Genomic DNA, 19,258 nt, shown 5'->3' with positions numbered 1-19,258 from the left:
ATCAAACATACCTGGGAGTGGACATGACGTGCCTCGGCGAATCACCGACCACCCACGTCGAAGCTCAGCGGTGGGCCTACCCGCTGCTGCTCGTCCTGTCTGGGGTCGCCCTGGGCGTCTCCGGTCTGCCGGCACCGCTCTACGGCATCTACGAGGCCAACTGGCACCTGTCGCCACTGGCCACCACCATCGTCTTCGCGGTTTACGCATTCGCCGCGCTGGCCGCGGTGCTGGTCTCCGGGCGGATCTCCGACGTGGTGGGCCGCAAGCCGGTGCTCCTGGGCGCACTGGTCGCCCTCATCATCGGGTTGGGCATCTTCCTGGTCGCCGACAGCATCGGGATGCTCCTGCTGGCCCGCACCATCCATGGCGCCGCCGTCGGTTCCATCGTGGTGGCCGGTGCGGCCGCACTGCTGGACCTGCGCCCCCAGCACGGCGTCCGGTCCGGCCAGCTCAGCGGGGTGAGTTTCAACATCGGTATGACCGTGGCGATCGTCGGCTCCTCGCTGCTCGCCCAGTACGTGGCACATCCATTGCGCACCCCGTATGCGGTGGTCGCTGTGGTCTGCGCGATCGTGGGCGTGGGTGTGGTGGCACTCCGGGAAACCCACGCCGATCGTACCGGCGGCCGGATCCGGATCAGCAAACCCTCTGTGCCCCAAGCAATTCGGGAAGACTTCTGGTTCGCCGCGCTGGGCGCGATGGCATCCTGGTCGGTGCTCGGGGTGTTGCTCAGCCTGTACCCGTCGCTGGCCGCCCAGCAGACCCACATCCACAACCTGGTGTTCGGCGGCGGAGTCGTCGGGGTGACGGCGTTCTCCGCGGCGATGGCCCAACTGGTGGCCACCCGGTTGCCGGCCCGCCATTCGGCGGTGATCGGCGATGTCGGGATGGCCGTCGCGCTGCTGGTGACGATCCCGGTGCTGATCACCCATCGCTGGCCGCTGGTGTTCGTGGCGGCCGCGCTACTGGGTGCGACCTTCGGCCTGGGCTTCGGCGGATCGTTGCGCCACCTGTCCGACGTGGTGCCCTCCGACCGCCGCGGCGAAACGATGTCGGCGTTCTACCTGCTGGCCTACACCGCGATGGCGCTGCCGACGATCGCCGCCGGCTGGGCAGCCACCCGATGGGCGCTGGCCGATGTGTTTCCCTGGTTCGCCGTGATCGTGGCGGCGGCGTGTCTGGCCGCGGCGGGCGTCGGGATGGTCAGTCTGCGCCGTCGCACCTAACCCGTCACCACCCGCCCGCCCACCACAGTGTGGACGGGCAACAGGTCGCGAAGCTCGTCGATGGTGGCGGTGGTCGGATCGACGTCCCAGACAGTCAGATCCGCCAGCCGCCCCACCGTGAGCGAGCCCCGCAGCGCAGCCTCGCCCGTCAGTGCTGCGGCATTGACGGTGTGCAGCCTGATCGCCTCGTCGACGGTGATGGCGTGCTCGGCGCCGCGTACCCCCGTGACCGTCTGGCGAGTCACCATGCCCCACACCGAGTGCATGGCTCCGTAGTGCCCGACCGGGTAGTCCGAACCGGCGGTGACCAGCGCGCCCTGGTCGATCCACTGCCGGGCCGGGAACAAGGCGTCCACCCGCTCGGGGCCCCAGTAGGTGTCCTCGATGCGGGCGGTGTCATGCAGCAGCGGGTGCTGAATTGTCACCGGAATTCCCAATTCGACAGCGCGCGAACGCAATCCGTCATCGGCGAAGCCACCGTGTTCGAGGACGAGCATATGGGGTGGCAGCCCGGGATGGCGGTCGAGCAGCGCGGCGTACAGGTCTAGCAGTGTCTCCACCGAACGGTCGCCGTAGGCGTGGGTGCCGATCCGCCAGCCGCGGCGCAGCACCCGGTCCATTGCCTCGAGCAGTTCGGCGGGATCCCAGGTCAGATGGCCGAAGAACGAAGGGTCGCAGGCATACGGTTCCCGGGTGGCCGCCGCCTCGATGCCCCCGTCGAAGAGGAACTTCACTCCCCACACCGACAACCAGGGATCGGCGCGATACCGCCACTGCTCCATCTCGTCGAGCAGGGCGTCGACGTCATCGGCCCGGGTCATCATTGCGGTGGCGATGAGCGCCCGCACCCGGACCCGCAGAGCACCCTGCTCCGATGCCTGCCGAAGCACGTCGAGGTCGGCGAGCGAGACCATGCAGTCTCGCACCACGCCGATGCCATGGTCTGCGTAATCCCCAGTGGCGCAGCGAAACCCCTCAATCCGATCGGCGACGCTGGGGCTGGGTTGCAGGCGCAGGACCGGGGTGCAGGCATTGTCCTGCAGCCAGCCGTCGAGACGCCCGTCGTCGGCCCGTCCGATCTTGCCACCGACGGGGTCTGGAGTGTGTTCGTCGATACCGGCCAACTCCAGCGCGCGATGGTTGACCACGATGTTGTGTCCACCGCGCATCACCAGCACTGGATGGTCCACGGTGGCGGCGTCGAGCTCATCTGCGGTGGGGAACCGGCGCTCGGCCAGGTTGATCTCCTGCCAGTTCGCCGTGCTGCGAATCCACTGTCCCGGCGGCGTCTGCCGAGCGCGCTCGCGGATCAGCTCGACGAACTCGGGGATGTCACCCGCCAGGTGCACCGGCACGTCTGCCGCACTCGAGGCGGCGAGCACCAGGTGGGTGTGGGTGTCGTCGAACGCCGGAAGCACCACTGCCCCGGGACGGTCGATCACCACCGTGTCAGGCCCCGCCAGTGGGTCGAGGTCGGCACGGTGTGCGGCCAGCGCGACGATCCGGTCGCCCTTGACGGCGAGTGCCGACACAGCGGGCTGCCCCGGCACCAGGGTGTGCACCGTGGCAACGCTCACGATCAGATCCGCTGTCATGGACATATTTCACCCTCTGCTGGTCGGCGCCGGCGTGGTGATCTCGCCGATCAGCCAGGGCAGCGCGTCGGAGAACGCCCGCTCGGCGAACTGCCAGGTGTGGTAGCTGATGATGCGGTGCACCTCGCAGGTGATGCCCACACTGCGCGCCACCCCGCACAGGTCGTCGGCCGCACCGGCTTCGTCGGAATCGTGGAACTCATCGTGGCCGCCGAATCCCAGCGGCGCGTCGGACTGCGGCCGGTGGGATCCCCCGAAGGACGAGGTGCCGTCGGCCGGCTTGACGGTGTCCTCGAACCACCCGGCGACGCCCTCGTACGGTCCGTGCTTCTGCATGACGGTGCGTGGATCGAACCGGTCCCACGCGGCGGCGTCGCCGCCGTAGAGCCGATCGATCGTCTGGTCCTTGGTACCCGAGGTGGGGCCGTGATCACCGGCGATGTCCTCGAACGTGCTGAACAGATCGGGGTGCATGACGGTCAAATCGATAGCGCAGGTACCGCCCATCGACCAGCCCACCACCGCCCAGTTCGCAGCTCGGTCGGAGGCACCGAAGGTGTCGACGACGTAGGGCCGGACGTCCTTGGTGAGATGGTCGGCGGCGTTGCCGCGTGGGCCGTCGACGCACTCGGTGTCATTGTTGAAGCGTCCACCGGAGTCGACGAACGCGAAGATCGGTGCCTGCCCACCATGACTACTGGTGTACCGGTCGATGATCGGTAGGGCGTTGCCGGTGCGAATCCAGTCGGCGGGGGTGTTGAACTCACCGGCGATCATCATGATCACCGGCAGCTTGGGTGGGGTCGGTCCGGCGAACCACGCCGGCGGCAGATACACGTACTCATTGCGGTGCGCGAATCCGCTTGCCTGCGAGCCGGTGTCGATCTCGACCAGCTTGCCGCTGGTTTGCACCGTATTACGCAGGCCGGGCAACTCCGCCGCGTCGATCTGGTTCGGCAGCGGGCCGGCAGTCAGGGCACCCCAGGCGGTCTGGACGCTCGGGTAGTAGCCCACCCACTGATTCAGCGCGATCAGCGCCGACATCGCCGTCAGGGGAACAGCCAGTACCGACAGCCCGCGCCGCCACCAGGAACTACCCCGCCACCCCACCACGGCCACGGCCACACTGGCCACGAAAAGGCCCGTCCAGATCCATAACTGGAGTGGTGCGGGATCCGATGCCAGGCCTTCAGAGTTGACCAGCGTGCGCGCCGCCAGGGCACCGATCACCCCGACCAGCACACACAGTGGTAGCCACAGCAGCCGCCACCGGCGGGTACGCCACCCGACCACGGCGACCAGCGCGAGCAGTGCGACGGCGTCGATGGTCAGCGGCAGCCAGCCGCCCAGCAACGAGATCCCATGGGTGTACTGGCTGAAGTCGGGCGCGGGAAGCTGTGGCAGAGGTGTCGGGTCGGCCGGCGGCGGCTGCGGCGACGGAGTTGGCGGCACATCACAATTGTGAAGTCCGTTGCTGTGTACCAGCTTCGAGGATCAGGTGGCCTCAGGCCAGCTGCCACTGCCAATCGTCGGCACCGTCGGGGGTGTTGTAGAGACCGACGGAGTTCTTGACCACGATCGGGTCACCGCTGCCGAAGTTGTCGTAGAACCATTTCGCGTTGTCCGGGCTCAGGTTGATGCAGCCGTGGCTGACGTTGCGCTTGCCCTGGTCGGCCACCGACCACGGCGCGCTGTGCACGAATGCGCCGCTGTTGTCGATCCGCACGGCCCACTGCACCTTGAGCTTGTACCCCTGCGGGGAATCGACCGGAACGCCGTAGGTCGACGAGTCCATGATGATGTCCGGGAACTTCTCCAGCACGTAGTAGGTGCCGTTCTTGGTCTCGTGCTTGCCGTCCGGCTTGCCCATCGACACCGGCATGGTCTGCACCACAGCGCCGTTCTTGGTGATGGTCATCTGGTGGGTCTTGTCGTCGACGGTGGCCACCAGGGCATCACCGACCCGGAAGCTGGACTTGGCACCGCTGGCGTCGATGTTGACCACGGTGTTGGCCGGCCAGAACGAGTACGGCCGCCAGCGCACCTGGGTGTCGGTGGTCCAGTAGAACGCACCGGGCACCGAGGGCACCGAGGAGATGTGGATGGCGGACTCCGCGAGTGGCCGGTTGGCGATCGGTCGCGCGAAGTTGATGATGATCGGCTTGGCCACACCCACGACAGCGCCGTTGACCGGGTTGAACGACGGCGGAGCGAACACCGGGTCACCGGTGTAGGGCAGCGGGTTCTGGCCCTTGACGGTGCCCGCGGGCGCGGCCTGGGCGGTAGCGGCCGGATCGGTTGCCGGCGGCAGCGCCAGCGGATCGACGGGCGGGGCCAGCGCCGGATCGGCAGGCGGAATCGCCGGATCCGGCGCCGGGGGCGCGTTGACCACGGCGGGGTCGACGGGCGCCTGGTCCGGATCGGCCAGCGCCGACCCGCTGCCCAGACTGATTCCGGCAGCCACCCCGACCACGCACAGCGTGGCCGCAACGGCCGCCTTCACCCGCAACGCCATACCAAACTCCTCAGATCAGGACTCAAGCCCAGTGTCGCACAGCACGCTGGGTGGCCAACCTTGCGTCGCGGGCCAGCGAACATCCCTGCCGGCCCGGTCGACGCGCTGAACTGTGCCGATCGTCGCTCCCGGGGCGAGCAGCGTTACTTTTCGCTGGTGGTCGGGCTAACTGCGAAGAGCCCTCGGCTCAGCACCACGGCCAGCAGCGCGCCGAGGATCAGCGCTGCCGACGCAGTCACCATGGCGACGATCCCGGCGTTCTGGAAAATCAGCCCACCCGCCAGCGATCCAGCCATGATGCCCACCTGGAACGAGGCGACGTAGAGCCCCGAGGCGCCGTCGGGATCCTGCGGGCTGTGCCGCATGGCCGCCGATTGCAGCATCGGTGGCATCGCGGTAGCTGCTGCACCCCAGACCACGATGACGGCACTGCCGGCCAGCATCGTCCCCACCGTGTTCCGGTCGGCCATGCCCAAGGCGGCAAGTGCGACGAACACCAGGCTCAGCACAGCCAGACAGCCCACGACAGCGGCCTTGGGCCGGCGGTCCCCCGGCCCGGCGAGCAGCGCCATGGCGGTGAGTCCGGCGATTCCGTAGCCCGCCAGCAACCACGCCAGATGTGGACCGTGGACGCCGACCACGTCACGAATGATCGCCACGATGAAGGTGTAGGAGATGAAGTGGCCGGTGACCCCCACCAGCGTCAGCAGGCTCAGCGCCAGCAGCCGGCCGTTGCGGTGGTGGCGGATCCCTCCTGCGTACAGCTGGGCACCGCCAGTCGTCGCCATCGGCGGCAGCACCAGCCGTGCCGCCACCGCCACCACCACCGCGGCAGCGGCCAGCGCCCCGACGGCAAGCCGCCAGCCCCATAGCTCGCTCATCGCGGCGGTCAATGGACTTCCCACCACCAGGGCCAGCCCGGTACCGACGTACACGGCCATGGTGGCGCGTCCGGCATAGCTCGCCGGAACCAGACGCACCCCGATCGGGGCGATCACCGACCACATCAGTCCGTGGGTCAGCGCACACAGGATCCGACCGGCCGCCAGCACCGCGAAGGTGGGGGCCAGCGCCGAGATCACCTGGGAGACGGCCAGTGATGCCAGCGTGAACAGCAGGGCTCGCCGCCGGGGCCAGGCGGCAGTCCAGCGCACCAGGGGCAAGGTGGCGACGGCGGCAACCAACGCGTAGCTGGCGAGCAACGTACCGACCACGGCCTCGCTGACATCGAGGTCGCGGGCGATCGAGGACAGTGCGCCCACCGGCGTGATCTCGGCGGTGACGTAGACGAAGGCCGCGGCGGCGAGGACCGCCAGGGCCAGGGTGACCCTAGGTGTCCAGGGAGTCGCCCGCGGTCGCGCCCCCCGGGGCCCGCGCGTGCGTTGGGGCATCGAGGGCACGGCCTCACGGTATCGGCTGCCGACGCCAAACCCGGTGAGCGCACTCGGCGTTGCCTGCGTCGATGCGACCGGAAGGTCAGCCGGTAGCGCTCAGGACCGCACCAGGCGAGCGATCGCGGCCGAGGCCTCGGCCAGCTTCTTGTCCGCCTCGTCGCCGCCCTCGGCGACCGCGTGGCTCACACAGTGGCCCAGGTGCTCGTCGAGCAGGCCGAGGGCCACCGACTGCAACGCACTGTTGACGGCACTGATCTGGGTCAGGATGTCGATGCAGTACTTGTCTTCGTCGATCATCTTCGCGATGCCACGAACCTGGCCCTCGATCCGGCGCAGCCGCTTGGCGTAGTTGTCCTTGGCTGCCGAATAGCCATGCGCGCCAGTCATTTACCCTCCCAGCATCTTCTTCATCTGGTCGATCTCAGCCTGCTGAGCGGTGACGATGCTCTTGGCCATGCTGATCATGTCGGCGCTGCGGCCCTTGGCGATCTCGGTGTTGGCCATCTCGATGGCCCCCTGATGGTGGCTGATCATCGACTGCAGCCACAGGGTGTCGAACTCCTGGCCCTTGAGGCTGCCGAGCCTGGCCATCGTGGCGTCGTCGACCATGCCCGGCATGCTCATGCCACCGTGGTCGGGCATGGTGTGCGGATCGACGTCCCACTGCAGCAGCAGTGCCTGCATCGCGGTGATCTCGGGCTGCTGTTCACCGGAGATCGTCGCGGCCAGCTGGGTCACCGCCGGGTTGGTCGACCGGTCGGGGACCATCGCGGCCAGCTTCACCGCCTGCTCGTGATGAGGGATCATCATCTGCGCGAACATCACGTCATCGTCGCTGTGTGCGGCAACCTCCTCGGTGGTGCTGGCGGCCGAGGAGGAGTGCCCAGCGTGGTCGGCGCCGCCGCTACAGGCGGACAGCGTGACGGCGGCGGCGAACGCGGCAAGGCCCGCGGCGATGCGGGTGCAGGTGGACGTCATGGCACCCACCGTACCCGATACCCTCCCGGGGTATCGATAAGGATTTTGTGGCCACCCCCCACCACGGCATACTTGACCGGTGAGCGAAACGCCTGATCTCAAGCCCCGCAGCCGCGACGTCACCGACGGACTGGAGAAGGCCGCAGCCCGCGGCATGCTGCGCGCGGTAGGCCTGGGCGACGACGACTTCGCCAAGCCGCAGATCGGGGTGGCGTCGTCGTGGAACGAGATCACCCCGTGCAACCTCTCGCTGGACCGGCTGGCCAAAGCGGTCAAGGAAGGCGTGTTCGAGGCCGGCGGGTATCCGCTGGAGTTCGGCACCATCTCGGTGTCCGACGGCATCTCGATGGGCCACGAGGGTATGCACTTCTCCCTGGTGTCGCGCGAGGTCATCGCAGACAGCGTCGAGACCGTCATGCAGGCCGAGCGTCTCGACGGCTCTGTGCTGCTGGCCGGCTGCGACAAGTCGCTGCCCGGCATGCTGATGGCCGCCGCCCGCTTGGATCTGGCGGCGGTCTTCCTGTACGCCGGTTCGATCCTGCCGGGCAGGGCCAAGCTGTCCGACGGCACCGAGATGGACGTGACCATCATCGACGCGTTCGAGGCGGTCGGCGCCTGTGCCCGTGGCCTGATGCCCCGGGAGGACGTCGACGCCATCGAGCGTGCGATCTGTCCGGGTGAGGGCGCCTGCGGTGGCATGTACACCGCCAACACCATGGCCAGTGCCGCCGAGGCGCTGGGTATGTCGCTGCCCGGCAGCGCCGCCCCGCCGGCCACCGATCGGCGCCGCGACGGGTATGCCCGGGCCAGCGGTCGCGCCGTGATCGAGTTGCTGCGCCGCGGCATCACCGCCCGAGACATCCTCACCAAGGAGGCGTTCGAGAACGCGATCGCCGTGGTGATGGCGTTCGGCGGCTCCACCAATGCCGTGCTGCACCTGCTGGCCATCGCCCACGAGGCCGGCGTGAAGCTGTCGCTGGAGGACTTCACCCGGGTCGGCGCCAAGGTGCCGCACCTGGCCGACGTCAAGCCGTTCGGCAAGCACGTGATGTTCGACGTCGACCGCATCGGCGGCGTCCCGGTGGTGATGAAGGCTCTGCTGGATGCCGGCCTGCTGCACGGCGATGTGTTGACGGTGACCGGAAAGACCATGGCCGAGAACCTGTCCGGCATCAACCCGCCGGACCCCGACGGCAAGGTGCTGCGGGCCCTGAGCAACCCGATCCACCCGACCGGCGGCATCACCATCCTGCACGGGTCGCTGGCCCCCGAGGGTGCGGTGGTCAAGTCGGCCGGCTTCGACTCCGATGTGTTCGAGGGCACTGCACGGGTTTTCGACGGCGAGCGCGCCGCGATGGATGCACTGGAGGACGGCACCATCACCAAGGGTGATGTGGTCGTCATCCGCTACGAGGGCCCCAAGGGCGGCCCGGGCATGCGGGAGATGCTGGCCATCACCGGTGCCATCAAGGGCGCCGGCCTGGGCAAGGACGTGCTGCTGCTCACCGACGGCCGGTTCTCCGGCGGCACCACCGGGCTGTGCGTGGGGCACGTGGCGCCCGAGGCCGTCGACGCCGGCCCCATCGCCTTCGTCGCCGACGGCGACCGGATCCGGCTCGACGTGGCCAACAAGACCCTCGACGTGCTGGTCGATCCGGCCGAATTGGATTCGCGCAAGGCCGGATTCACTCCCCCGGCACCCCGCTACACCACCGGCGTGCTGGCCAAGTACCGCAAGCTGGTCGGCTCCGCCGCCGGTGGGGCCGTCTGCGGCTAGGCCGCGTCGGAGCCCGCCGACCGCTTGGACCCGCCCACGCTCTTGTGGGTCGACCCGCTCGAGGAGTCCGCTGAACCCTGCGCCGACTTCTTGCCCGGCTTGGCGGCCTTGGTGCTCCCGGTCGAGGGTGCCGGAGTTGGTGCCTTGGTGTCGGTGGTCGTCGAGGGCTTGGTGTCATCCGACGGTTCGGCGGTGTCGTTGGAGGTCGCTTTGACCTCCGGGGTGGATGGTTCGACGGCCGGTGCCGGTGTGGTCACCGGGGTGGCGGCGGCGGTGGTGGCCTGCTGGTCGGCGTAGCTGATGCCCAGATGGTTGCCGTCGACGACGAGTGTCGGCGCGGGCTTGCCGAAGCGCAGGATCGGGAACGCATCCTGGAAGCCGACGACCAAGGCGCGCAACACATCTCCAGGCACCTGCGCCCATTCCTGGGCGGTCAGCGGGGCCTGCGACAGGAACGGTGTGTAAACGTTGGAGGTGGTGAAGGAGCGGGTGTACAGACCACCGCTGGTGGGCGTCTGGACGTCGGTGTAGCCGGTGTTGACCAGGATGGTCAGGGCCGGCTGCAACGCGTCGGCCAGCGGTGTGCCCAGGTTGAGCGGGAAGCCGAGGGCCTTGGTGACGGCGTTGATGATCCGCACCGGCAGGCGAAGCGGCTCGAGCAGTGGCAGGTCTTTGGGCAGCAGGGTGCCGTACCAGGCCTGACCGTCGGAGATGGGCAGGATGCCTGCACTCAGCCTGCTGAGAATGCCCAGCGTTCCGGCGATGTTGACACCCGCGGTCGTCAGATCCAAACCCTTGAGATCCACCCCGCCGAGCAGGTTGGTCGGAATCGCGGCCAACGCTGTGTTCAGCAGCGAGAAGGGGTTCAGTGTCGCTGGGAAGTCCGACAGCGGATCATAGGCCCAGGTCAGGTCGAGGGTGGCCGTGTTGAGCCGGATCCCCGGTGTCGAACTGTTGTCCGAGGTGTACACACCGGCGTCCGGAACCGAGGTGTCGACGCCGAACAGATTCAGCACGGGACCGAAGCGGCTCATGATTCCGCCGTTGGGCCGCAACAGGTTCCGCACGAATAACAGCGCCTGGCTGGTCATGTTGGTCGGCTGCACCATCGGGCAGTTGTTCGGGTTGAGCTGCAGGCAGGGCGGCCGGGTCTGCCGCTCCTTGGCCGGCGCGACGAAGGGGTCGTAGCCGGCCGGGGTGTTGCCCTGCACACTGGCGATCTCATTGCGGTAGGCCGTGATGAGGTTCACCGCTCCGGTACCCACACCGAGCGTTGCCGGGAATTCGTTGGGCGTCGAGCAGGTTCCGCCTGTCTTGCACACCACCCGGTCGTAGGTATAGGCACCGGTGATCACATTGGCCAGCCCCCGCTTGAGGAAGCCCAGCGAGTTCACGGTGTCGTAGAGGGCCTGCGGGTTGTTGTCGACGGGACCGTCGAGCACCAGGGTCAGGTTGATCTGCCCGACGACCGGCGTGGAGGGGTCGGTGACCTGGATCGGTCCGATGCTGGCCACCCCGAGGCCCGCCAGGATGCTGGCCAGCGGGCCGGTGGTGTAGACGTCCTGCAGGATGTCCACCGAGGTCGGGTTCGGGTCATCAGCCAGGGCCGTCGGGGCGGTGGGCCCCAGGGCCAGCGCCGCGGCCGTCCCCGTGGCGATCCCGACCATCGCCAGCTTGGCCGCCACCTTCGTCGAACGTCCCGACAGTGTGCCGATAAACGCGGTAGCTGACATATCCCGACCCCTAACGCCAATTTCTCAGGCTCTGCTCAGGAAGATAGCCCTCGATAACTACCGGCGGGTCAATTTGGCCACGGTGGGTCGCAACTGGTGACTATTGGCCCGTGAACTGCGCATGAACCGCAGCGAGGAAACCTGCCAGGTGGTTCATCTCCTGGGCACAGTGCACCATCAGGTCGCGCGGGTCCGGCAGTTGCCGCGCCGCTACCGGGCGAATCACCCGGTCGGTCAGCCGATTGCCACCCCGCACCGCAATGTGGCGCCCACCCATCCAGAATCGCGATCTCATCTCACTGCCGTCCGCCGTCGGCCGGATGTAGTGCACGAACCAGCCCACGTCGACCGGCAATTCGGCGGAGCCGAGCCGCGCACACACCGCGATGCCGTCACCGAGCGACGCCTCGTCGATACCGAGCCGCACCGGTTCGACGAACGTGATCGCCCCCTTGGTGAAGGCCGAGCCGAGGTACTCCTGGATGAGTGACGTCCGGCCGACATAGCTGCCATCCGGGCCGCCGTCGGACCAGCGTGCGCTGACGTGGGCCCGCGGATGCCACAGCTTGTACCGCCGCGAGTCGCTGCCATGCCAGGCGAACCACCAGGTCCACATCTGCGGGGTGACCCCGGGCATGTCGGTGCGCGCCGAAGCCTGGATCCCGCCGTCGCGCAGGAACCCGTATCCGTTCTCGGTCTGCTGATATCCGGGCTCGAGAAGGGTTGTCGCGGAATCGAAATCGAGCAATGCCTCGTGCGCCTGCGGGCCGTGCTCCAGCGCGGTCACGATATGGGCCGGAAGCGGGGCCATGTCGGGGTTGAAGAATTTCCCCCAGGCCGTGTTCGCGTCGCCGGGGCGGTAGCCGAGATAGTCCTGGCCCATCAGAGGCGTCCCATCCAGCTGTGGAACCGTCCTTCGGGGTCGTATTGGGCGCGCACCCGGTCGAGCCTGGCCATGTTCTGGTCGGTGACGAACCTGGCGGGCCGCTGGCCGAGGTTCTCATCGGCCAGTTGCACACCGGTCTGCAGGTGCTCCATGTTCGCCATGTTGGAACGTGCCCAGTCCGAATACTTGTCGTCGTCAGCGGCGTCCTTCCACACCGTGTAGAGAGCCAGATAGATCTCGTCCTCGAGGCTGTAGGCCATATCCTGGCGCTGCGGCGATGGCCCCCAATTCAGCCAGAGGAAGTGCGCCGGGTGCGGCGGCATGGTCTCGAAGATGTGCCGGATGCCGGGCAGTAGGTCCTCGGCCGGCGCCGAGGTCCACATGTTGTCGGTGGCGTACCGGTAGCCGGTCGGGTAGTTGCTCATCACGCCTTCGTAAGCGGTGGGCAGATCAATCGGGGCGTACGGGACAGCGATGGTCGCCTTGTCGAGTACCGGGCAGGTCTGCAGGATCGCCAGCGCCTCGATCGCCTCGGCCTCGTCATCGGCGAACACCGGTGACGCGACGGTGATGCCCGGTGTGCTCAGGCCCAGGGCCGGAATCTCCCGGGCGGCCAGCATCTGGAACTCCACCCGGCGGTCCACCTCGGCGCTGATCGAGCGCGCCCAGGTGTAGACCTCGTCGACGTAGTCGGTCGGGTACACGTAGATGGCGTTGCCGCACACCGCCGGCTTGGGATAGAGCTTCAGGTGGAATGCCGTCACCACCGCGAAGAATCCCGGCCCTGAACCCCTTGCCGCCCAATACAAGTCGGCGTGATTCTCGGCGTCGATGTAGATCTGCTCGCCGTCGGCGGTCACCACGTCCAAGCCCAGGACGCTTTCGCACGCCGGTCCCCACACCCGGCTGTTCCAGCCATAGCCACCCTGCAATAGGTAGCCGCCGATCCGCACGCCCTTGCAGTGTCCGGCCGGGAAGAACAGATTCAGCTCGTCGAGTTCGGCGGCCAGGATGCTGCCGCCCTTGCCCGGCCCGACTACCGCGCGCCGACTGCCTGCATCGACGACGCAGCTGTCGAGCCTGCTGACGTCGAGCAGGACACCACCGTCGCGGACGTGATTACCGGCCCAGCTGTGCCCGCCGGAGCGGACCCCGATTTTGTGTCCGTGGGCTCTGGCATAGCGCACGGTGGCCACGACGTCGTTGGCGTCGACGGCCTGGACGACGAGATCGGGGAACCGCTGTGGTGTTCGGGCGTTCCACACCGTGGCGCAGCGCGCGGCCTCGTAGCCGTCGTCACCGCGGAAGAAATGCCGCCCGTCCGGTAGTGACCCCACGAACTTCTCCTCGTGATTCGTAATGCGGATCTGTAAGATCCGATATGCGGCACGATACCGTGGATGTGAGTCGTTGGGGAAGGGACTGCGCATGACTGATTCGCAGGTGTCCGCTGTGGATGCCGGCCGGCCGGCCACCGCCCGGGACGACGGGATCCAGGTGCTGCGCCGCGCCGCGGCCGCCCTCGACGAGATCGCGACGGCACCGGGCCGGTTACGCCTGGTCGACCTGCACACCCGGCTCGGCCTGGCCAAGTCGACCACCCGCCGACTGTTGGTTGGGCTGACGGAGATCGGGTTCGCCGCCGTCGACGAGGACGGCCGCATCATCCTCGGTGACCGCCTGCTGGGCCTGGCCAGCGCCAACGCCGCCCACATCGCCGCCGCGTTCCGCTCGACGCTGGAACGGGTGGCCGAGGACACCGGCGAGACCGTGGACCTGTCGATCTACCGCGGCGGGCAGATGCTGTTCGTCGACCAGATCGAATCACCGCACCGGCTGCGGGCGGTGTCGGCCGTCGGCGCGCGGTTTCCGCTGTTCGACACCGCCAACGGCAAGGCGGCACTGGCCCTGCTGGACGACGCCGAGCTCGGCCAGGTACTCGAACCGCTCACCGCCGGGCGGGCCGCCCGGTTGCGCACCGAGATCGGCGAGATCCGCACCGGCCGAATCGCATTCGACCGTGACGAACACACCGAAGGTATCTCGGCGGCCGGGGTGGCCGGCAGGGCCGCGGGCGGCAATATCGTCGCCATCTCGGTGCCGGCCCCCACTGATCGTTTCGTCGCCCATCAGACTCGCATCGTGGCCGCGCTGCGCGACGCCCTGGACTCACCGGCCTGGCTCGGCTGATCTGCGGGCTTGCCAGCGAGTCTGCACCGGGGGCAGAGTGAGCTTCGTGAGCCGCACCGCATTGCGAATCTGCCCGATCTGCGAGGCCACCTGCGGGTTGGTCCTGACCGTCGATGACGACGCGGGGCGGATCGACTCCGCCCGCGGGGACCGTGATGACGTCTTCAGCCACGGTTTCATCTGCCCCAAGGGAGCCAGTTTCCCGGAACTGGACAACGACCCGGACCGGCTGCGGGCCCCCCTGGTGCGCCGCGACGGCGAACTGGTCGAGGCCTCCTGGGACGAGGCGTTCGCCGCCGCTGCCGAAGGACTGCAGCGCGTCATCGCGGCCAGTGGGTCGCCGTCGGTAGCGGTGTATCTCGGTAATCCCAGCGCGCACACCATCGCGGGCTCGCTCTATGCCCCTGGTGTGGTGAAGTCGCTGGGCACCAAGCAGGTGTATTCGGCGAGCACCCTGGACCAGATGCCCAAGCACGTCTCCTGCGGTTACCTCTTCGGCAATCCGGTGGCCTTCACCATCCCCGATCTGGACCGCACCGACTACCTGGTCATCATCGGTGGAAACCCGTTGGTGTCCAACGGTTCTCTGGCCACCGCGGCTGACTTCCCCGGAAAGCTCAAGGCACTGCACAAGCGCGGCGGGCGCCTGGTGGTGATCGATCCGTCGCGGACCAGGACCGCCGAACTCGCCGACCGTCATCTCGCGGTACGTCCGGGCACCGACGCTGCACTGCTGTTCGCGGTCGTCAACGTGCTGTTCGACGAGGATCTGGTGGAGCTGGGCCGCCTGACCGACCATGTCACCGGTGTCGAGCAGGTGCGGGCCGCCGCAGCCGACTTCCCGCCGGAGGCCGTCGCCGCGCACTGCGGTATCCCCGCCGAAGACATCCGCACGCTGGCCCGCGAGATCGCCGCTGCGCCGAGTGCCGCGGTGTACGGCCGCATCGGCACCTCCACGGTCGAGTTCGGCACCCTGACCAGTTGGCTGGTCGACGTCGTCAACATCCTGACCGGCAATCTGGACCGGGCCGGCGGTGTCATGTTCGCCAGCCCGTCGATCGGCTCGGCACCCCGGCCGCCGCGACCGGGCCGCGGGTTCGCCACCGGCCGCTGGCGCAGCAGGGTGTCCGGCCACCCCGAGGTGCTCTCGGAGATGCCGGCGGTGGCACTGGCCGAAGAGATCGAGACCCCCGGCCAGGGGCAGGTGCGCGCGGTCATCACCATCGCGGGCAACCCGGTGCTGTCGGCACCTGACGGCCCCCGGTTGAGCGAGGCGTTGGACACCGTCGACTTCATGCTGTCGGTCGATCCCTACCTCAACGAGACCACCCGGCACGCCGATGTCATCCTGCCGCCCCCACCGCCTACTCGCACAGCGCATTTCGACGTGGCACTCAGTGGCGCCGTGGTACGCAACAATGCGCGCTATTCGCCGCCGGTGTTCGCTCTGGAAGACGGCAGGCCCGACGAATGCGAGATCCTGGCCCGGCTGGCGCTGATCGTCCTGGGGATGGGGCCGGCCGCCGATCCGTCGCTGGTCGACGACCAGGTGATCGGTGCGACCCTCGGCAAGGAGGTCAACGACCCGCACTCACCGGTGTCCGGCCGGTCGGTGGAGGAGTTGACGGCGATGCTGCCCGCCGGCCCCGGTTACGAGCGGCGGCTGGACATGATGCTGCGGCTCGGGCCGTTCGGCGACGGGTTCGGCGCCACCCCGGACGGGCTGACGTTGCAGAAGCTCAAGGACGCCCCGCACGGCGTCGACCTGGGAGCGCTGACGCCGCGGGTCCCGGAGGTTCTCCGAACCGCCTCGGGCACCATCGAATTGGCGCCCGAGCAGATTCTGGCCGAGGCTCCGCGCCTGCACGCGTCGCTGACCTCGGAGCCTGGCTTCCTGCTCATCGGACGGCGCCATCTGCGCTCCAACAACAGCTGGATGCACAACCTGCCCGCTTTGTCGGGCGGCACCAATCGCTGCACCCTGCAGATCCACCCCGACGATGCGGCCCGGCTCGGGCTGGAGGACACCGCGGTGGTCACCGGACCCGGCGGCAAGCTCGAGGTGCCGGTGGAGATCACCGACGCGATCCGGCCCGGTGTGGTGTCGTTGCCGCACGGCTGGGGACATGACGAACCAGGTACCCGGTTGTCGGTGGCCGCCCAGTCGCCGGGGGTGAACGTCAACGCGCTCAACGACGGCACCCTGCTCGATCCGCTGTCCGGCACCGCCGTCCTCAACGCACTGCCGGTCGAGGTCTCCCGAGCGGGCTAGTAGAGGACGCGCCGGATGTTGTCCTCGCAGTAGCGCTCTTCGAGCTGGGCGTCGGTCCAGTCGGTCCGCACCGCCTTGGCCATCTGAGCCACACTCGGCAGAGCGGTCGGGTTCCAGGTCTCCGGCTTCCAGGCGTCGGACCGCAGGAATGCTTTCGGGCAATGGAAGAACACTTCCTCGATGTCGATCTCCAGCACCAGCAACGGCCGCTTACCCTGCACGACCATCGTGTCGAAGTAGTCGGCGTCAGCCAGGATGCGGGCCCGACCGTTGATCCGCAGGGTGTCGCCGCGGCCGGGGATCACGAACAGCGTTCCGACCTGCGGGCGCTGCAGCACGTTGAGATAGCCGTCCACGCGCCGGTTGCCGGGGCGTTCCGGGATGGCAATCCTATGGTCGTCGATCACGTGGACGAAGCCCGCCGGATCGCCCTTGGGCGAGACGTCGACACGGCCGTGCTGATCGGTCGTCGCGACGAACACCAGCGGCGAATGTGCCAGCCAGTCCCGCTGTACCGGCGAGAGCCGGTCCTTGACCTTGTTCGCGACATACTGGTCGGGCTCACCGATGATCGCTCGGAGTTCGGCGACGGTGGTGATCTCCTGGGGCATGGCTCGATTGTGCCCGCTGCGCCGGTATTGCGGTCGGCCACCTCGCGGTAGCCGTCCGCGGCGGCGCGGCGCTACTTCACCAGCGCGATGGCGAATCCGTCCCAGCCCTTGAGGCCGACCGTCTGGATGGCGGCGGTGTCCAGCTGCGGATGTCTGCCCATCATCTCGAGCATGTCGCGGACCGCACGGGCCTGCAGATCCTCGACCGCCGGATCCAGGATGCGGCCGTTGCGGATGACGTTGTCGACGACGATGACGGTGCCGGGCCTGCCGAGGTCGACGGCCCACTGCACATAGGCGCTGTTGTTCTCCTTGTCGGCGTCGATGAACACCAGATCGAAGTCACCGGTCAGGCCCGGCAGCGTATCCAGCGCGGCGCCGACGACGACCTCCACCCGGTCGGCGACCCCGGCGCGGTCCAGGTTGCGGCGGGCGACCTCGGCGTGGCGGGGCTCGTACTCCAGGGTGACGACGCTGCCTTCGGCACCGACGCCGCGGGCCAGACAGATGGTGCTGTATCCGCCGAGCGTCCCGATCTCCAGCACGCGGCGGGCCCCGCTGATGCGCACCAACAGGTACAGCAGGTGTGCGGTCTGCGGCGAGACCTCGATGGGCGGTAGGCCGGCGGCGTTCGTGTCGGCCAGCGCCGCGGCCAGCGCCGGATCCTGGTCGAGCAGCGCCCGATCCAGCAGGGTGTCGACGGGCTGCCAGTCCTGGGGGCCGATCGATGCGCTCACGCCGACCACCGTATCGGGTCCGGCCCGCCTCAGCGCACCCCCTCCTTGGCGTAGACCACCCGCAGCACGTGGCCGACCTCCGGCCCCATCACCACGGCGGCCAGTTCGCAGAACGTCGCGACGAACCCGGGACCGTGCGCCGGACCGCCGCTGTCGTCGAGGTGGTGGGCGATCTCGTGCAGTAGGACCAGTTCGCGCATCGCCCAATCCGCGGTGGTGCGGTCCGGAACGGCGATTGTGGCTGTGCCGTCGCGCTTTTCGTAGTGGGCGGCCGTCGCGGCCCGGCGGGGCCGCACCCGCAGCGGCTCCGGCCGCGGCCATCGGGCCGTCACCGCGGGCAGGGCGAGCACGTCGTCGACGTAGCGCTGGGCGGATTCGATGGAGCCGAACTTGCCCTCCGGCGGCAGGGTCAGCTGGGTCCCGAAGAACTCGATGGCACGTGAACTGTGTTCGGCGGCCCGGTCGAAGAGCGTCCGGACGAACTCCTCGGCGGCGTAGACGAGGGCGCGTTGGCTGTCCCGGATGCTCACCACGGCAGCCGGCGGCGCGCCTTCGGCAGTTCGGGACTGGATCCCAGCCGGGCATTGCGGCCGGCGCGGTCACCGGCCCGCCGCGCCGCAGACGAATAGCCTGCCGACGCCCGGCTGGCCTGCCAGGTGCCGCGCGCCTGGGAGGTCTGACGGTAGTGGTCGCGCAGCTCGACTTCCTTGTTGCGCAACGCAAGTGCGGTCCCCGGTGCGGTCTTGTGGTCCTTGGTGGCCTCCCGCTTGGCGTCCTCACGGGCTTCGGCCAGCCGCTGCCCGACCCGGGCGCCGAATGCGAGCTGGAAGTTCAGCCGCGCGGTGATGGTGGGCGTGGGCTTGTGCGCCCCGCTGGACAGGTAGAGGTCGCACGCGCGCACCATCTGCACCACCAGGCTGGCGTAGAGGGTATGGCTGGCGTCGATGTCCTCCGGGAACCCGTAGGCGTAGACGAAGGTGGAATTGGAGGCCACGTCACAACGCACGTCGTTGGCCGCGGCGATCCCGGCGAACAATTGGACGTAGGTGCGCAGACCGCGGCTGCCGGGCTCGCCGATGGTGATGGTCCGCTGGATGGGCACCTGCGCGGCGGTCCGGGATGCCGAGTGTGCCCGTGCCACAGCAAGATCGATCGATGTGGCGGTGGCCAGCCGCTGCGCGGCGGCCATGAAGGCCTCGGCCTCGTGCGCGTTGTCGGTACCTTCGGCCTGGCGCAGCAGCGCGGCGATCCGCGCGAGCATCTTGTCTTCGGTCATGACGGTGAACCTAGGCGCGAGCTACGACGGGTCACGCCCGGTGACGCCGCGCGAGGCGGGCCCTG

General features: G+C 68.5%; 17 protein-coding genes. 4 read left to right on the top strand and 13 right to left on the bottom strand.

What is annotated here, in order from left to right; genetic code table 11:
* The first annotated feature begins 23 nt into the window (after positions 1-23).
* A complete protein-coding gene (locus tag G6N35_RS21355) occupies positions 24-1,229 on the top strand; it encodes an MFS transporter (RefSeq protein WP_163806039.1) in 1,206 nt (401 codons plus the stop codon).
* On the opposite strand, the gene G6N35_RS21350 is transcribed toward G6N35_RS21355, so the two are convergent.
* The 6 genes from G6N35_RS21350 to G6N35_RS21325 all read right to left on the bottom strand — a co-directional run bounded on the left by G6N35_RS21350 (position 1,226) and on the right by G6N35_RS21325 (position 7,711).
* Positions 1,226-2,824: an amidohydrolase gene (locus tag G6N35_RS21350; RefSeq protein ID WP_163806038.1), complete on the bottom strand. Its 1,599-nt coding sequence runs from the start codon at positions 2,822-2,824 to the stop codon at positions 1,226-1,228. The genes G6N35_RS21355 and G6N35_RS21350 overlap by 4 nt on opposite strands.
* A 9-nt stretch (positions 2,825-2,833) precedes the next feature.
* Positions 2,834-4,276 (bottom strand): alpha/beta hydrolase, encoded by a 1,443-nt coding sequence (locus tag G6N35_RS21345; RefSeq protein ID WP_163806037.1) that lies wholly within the window; start codon positions 4,274-4,276, stop codon positions 2,834-2,836.
* Between the two features lie 52 nt (positions 4,277-4,328).
* Positions 4,329-5,339 carry a L,D-transpeptidase gene (locus G6N35_RS21340; RefSeq protein WP_163806036.1) on the bottom strand — a complete coding sequence of 337 codons (1,011 nt, stop codon included), beginning with the start codon at positions 5,337-5,339 and terminating at the stop codon, positions 4,329-4,331.
* 143 nt (positions 5,340-5,482) lie between these two features.
* The gene (locus G6N35_RS21335) at positions 5,483-6,730 is read right to left on the bottom strand and encodes an MFS transporter (RefSeq protein ID WP_163807848.1); all 1,248 of its coding nucleotides are present in this window, start codon (positions 6,728-6,730) and stop codon (positions 5,483-5,485) included.
* A gap of 99 nt (positions 6,731-6,829) precedes the next feature.
* Positions 6,830-7,120 (bottom strand): copper-sensing transcriptional repressor RicR, encoded by a 291-nt coding sequence (gene ricR / locus G6N35_RS21330; RefSeq protein WP_163806035.1) that lies wholly within the window; start codon positions 7,118-7,120, stop codon positions 6,830-6,832.
* Entirely contained in the window at positions 7,121-7,711 is a 591-nt protein-coding gene (locus tag G6N35_RS21325; RefSeq protein ID WP_163806034.1) for a DUF305 domain-containing protein, read from the bottom strand.
* Between the two features lie 79 nt (positions 7,712-7,790).
* Between G6N35_RS21325 and ilvD the strand changes: the two genes are divergently transcribed.
* Complete coding sequence (gene ilvD, locus G6N35_RS21320; RefSeq protein ID WP_163806033.1) at positions 7,791-9,488, top strand: dihydroxy-acid dehydratase; 1,698 nt, start codon at positions 7,791-7,793, stop codon at positions 9,486-9,488.
* Here the strand turns inward: ilvD and G6N35_RS21315 are convergent.
* The 3 genes from G6N35_RS21315 to G6N35_RS21305 all read right to left on the bottom strand — a co-directional run bounded on the left by G6N35_RS21315 (position 9,485) and on the right by G6N35_RS21305 (position 13,444).
* Positions 9,485-11,221, bottom strand: a complete 1,737-nt coding sequence (locus tag G6N35_RS21315) for an alpha/beta hydrolase family protein (protein ID WP_163806032.1) — start codon at positions 11,219-11,221, stop codon at positions 9,485-9,487. The two genes, ilvD and G6N35_RS21315, sit on opposite strands and share 4 nt — an antisense overlap.
* Positions 11,222-11,321: 100 nt before the next feature.
* Positions 11,322-12,104, bottom strand: coding sequence for a DAPG hydrolase family protein (locus tag G6N35_RS21310; protein ID WP_163806031.1), 783 nt, complete (start codon positions 12,102-12,104; stop codon positions 11,322-11,324).
* Positions 12,104-13,444, bottom strand: coding sequence for an FAD-binding oxidoreductase (locus tag G6N35_RS21305; RefSeq protein WP_163806030.1), 1,341 nt, complete (start codon positions 13,442-13,444; stop codon positions 12,104-12,106). Before G6N35_RS21305 ends, G6N35_RS21310 begins: the two co-directional genes overlap by 1 nt.
* A 91-nt stretch (positions 13,445-13,535) precedes the next feature.
* On the opposite strand from G6N35_RS21305, the gene G6N35_RS21300 reads away from it, so the two are divergent.
* On the top strand, positions 13,536-14,297 hold the full coding sequence (locus tag G6N35_RS21300) for an IclR family transcriptional regulator (RefSeq protein WP_163806029.1): 762 nt from the start codon (positions 13,536-13,538) through the stop codon (positions 14,295-14,297).
* A 46-nt stretch (positions 14,298-14,343) separates the two neighbouring features.
* Positions 14,344-16,569 (top strand): molybdopterin oxidoreductase family protein, encoded by a 2,226-nt coding sequence (locus G6N35_RS21295; protein WP_163806028.1) that lies wholly within the window; start codon positions 14,344-14,346, stop codon positions 16,567-16,569.
* On the opposite strand, the gene G6N35_RS21290 is transcribed toward G6N35_RS21295, so the two are convergent.
* From G6N35_RS21290 to G6N35_RS21275, 4 genes are all read right to left on the bottom strand, one after another.
* Positions 16,566-17,180, bottom strand: a complete 615-nt coding sequence (locus G6N35_RS21290; protein WP_163806027.1) for a pyridoxamine 5'-phosphate oxidase family protein — start codon at positions 17,178-17,180, stop codon at positions 16,566-16,568. The two genes, G6N35_RS21295 and G6N35_RS21290, sit on opposite strands and share 4 nt — an antisense overlap.
* Before the next feature lie 71 nt (positions 17,181-17,251).
* Positions 17,252-17,905, bottom strand: a complete 654-nt coding sequence (locus G6N35_RS21285; protein WP_163807847.1) for an O-methyltransferase — start codon at positions 17,903-17,905, stop codon at positions 17,252-17,254.
* A gap of 41 nt (positions 17,906-17,946) precedes the next feature.
* Complete coding sequence (locus G6N35_RS21280) at positions 17,947-18,447, bottom strand: TIGR04338 family metallohydrolase (RefSeq protein WP_163806026.1); 501 nt, start codon at positions 18,445-18,447, stop codon at positions 17,947-17,949.
* Entirely contained in the window at positions 18,444-19,193 is a 750-nt protein-coding gene (locus G6N35_RS21275; RefSeq protein WP_163806025.1) for a DUF2786 domain-containing protein, read from the bottom strand. Before G6N35_RS21275 ends, G6N35_RS21280 begins: the two co-directional genes overlap by 4 nt.
* Between the last annotated feature and the right edge of the window lie 65 nt (positions 19,194-19,258).

This window comes from Mycolicibacterium anyangense (genome assembly GCF_010731855.1).
In the GTDB taxonomy this organism is placed as follows: domain Bacteria; phylum Actinomycetota; class Actinomycetes; order Mycobacteriales; family Mycobacteriaceae; genus Mycobacterium; species Mycobacterium anyangense.
Note: the sequence above shows the minus strand (reverse complement) of the source record. Positions and strands in the feature narration are given on the sequence as shown.

What these genes read in the sequence shown, in the direction of transcription:
- G6N35_RS21355 (WP_163806039.1), top strand. Translation starts at nt 24, where the DNA reads ATGACGTGCCTCGGCGAATCACCGACCACCCACGTCGAAGCTCAGCGG.
- G6N35_RS21350 (WP_163806038.1), bottom strand. Translation starts at nt 2,824, where the DNA reads ATGACAGCGGATCTGATCGTGAGCGTTGCCACGGTGCACACCCTGGTG.
- G6N35_RS21340 (WP_163806036.1), bottom strand. Translation starts at nt 5,339, where the DNA reads ATGGCGTTGCGGGTGAAGGCGGCCGTTGCGGCCACGCTGTGCGTGGTC.
- G6N35_RS21335 (WP_163807848.1), bottom strand. Translation starts at nt 6,730, where the DNA reads ATGCCCCAACGCACGCGCGGGCCCCGGGGGGCGCGACCGCGGGCGACT.
- ricR (WP_163806035.1), bottom strand. Translation starts at nt 7,120, where the DNA reads ATGACTGGCGCGCATGGCTATTCGGCAGCCAAGGACAACTACGCCAAG.
- G6N35_RS21325 (WP_163806034.1), bottom strand. Translation starts at nt 7,711, where the DNA reads ATGACGTCCACCTGCACCCGCATCGCCGCGGGCCTTGCCGCGTTCGCC.
- G6N35_RS21315 (WP_163806032.1), bottom strand. Translation starts at nt 11,221, where the DNA reads ATGTCAGCTACCGCGTTTATCGGCACACTGTCGGGACGTTCGACGAAG.
- G6N35_RS21310 (WP_163806031.1), bottom strand. Translation starts at nt 12,104, where the DNA reads ATGGGCCAGGACTATCTCGGCTACCGCCCCGGCGACGCGAACACGGCC.
- G6N35_RS21300 (WP_163806029.1), top strand. Translation starts at nt 13,536, where the DNA reads ATGACTGATTCGCAGGTGTCCGCTGTGGATGCCGGCCGGCCGGCCACC.
- G6N35_RS21290 (WP_163806027.1), bottom strand. Translation starts at nt 17,180, where the DNA reads ATGCCCCAGGAGATCACCACCGTCGCCGAACTCCGAGCGATCATCGGT.
- G6N35_RS21275 (WP_163806025.1), bottom strand. Translation starts at nt 19,193, where the DNA reads ATGACCGAAGACAAGATGCTCGCGCGGATCGCCGCGCTGCTGCGCCAG.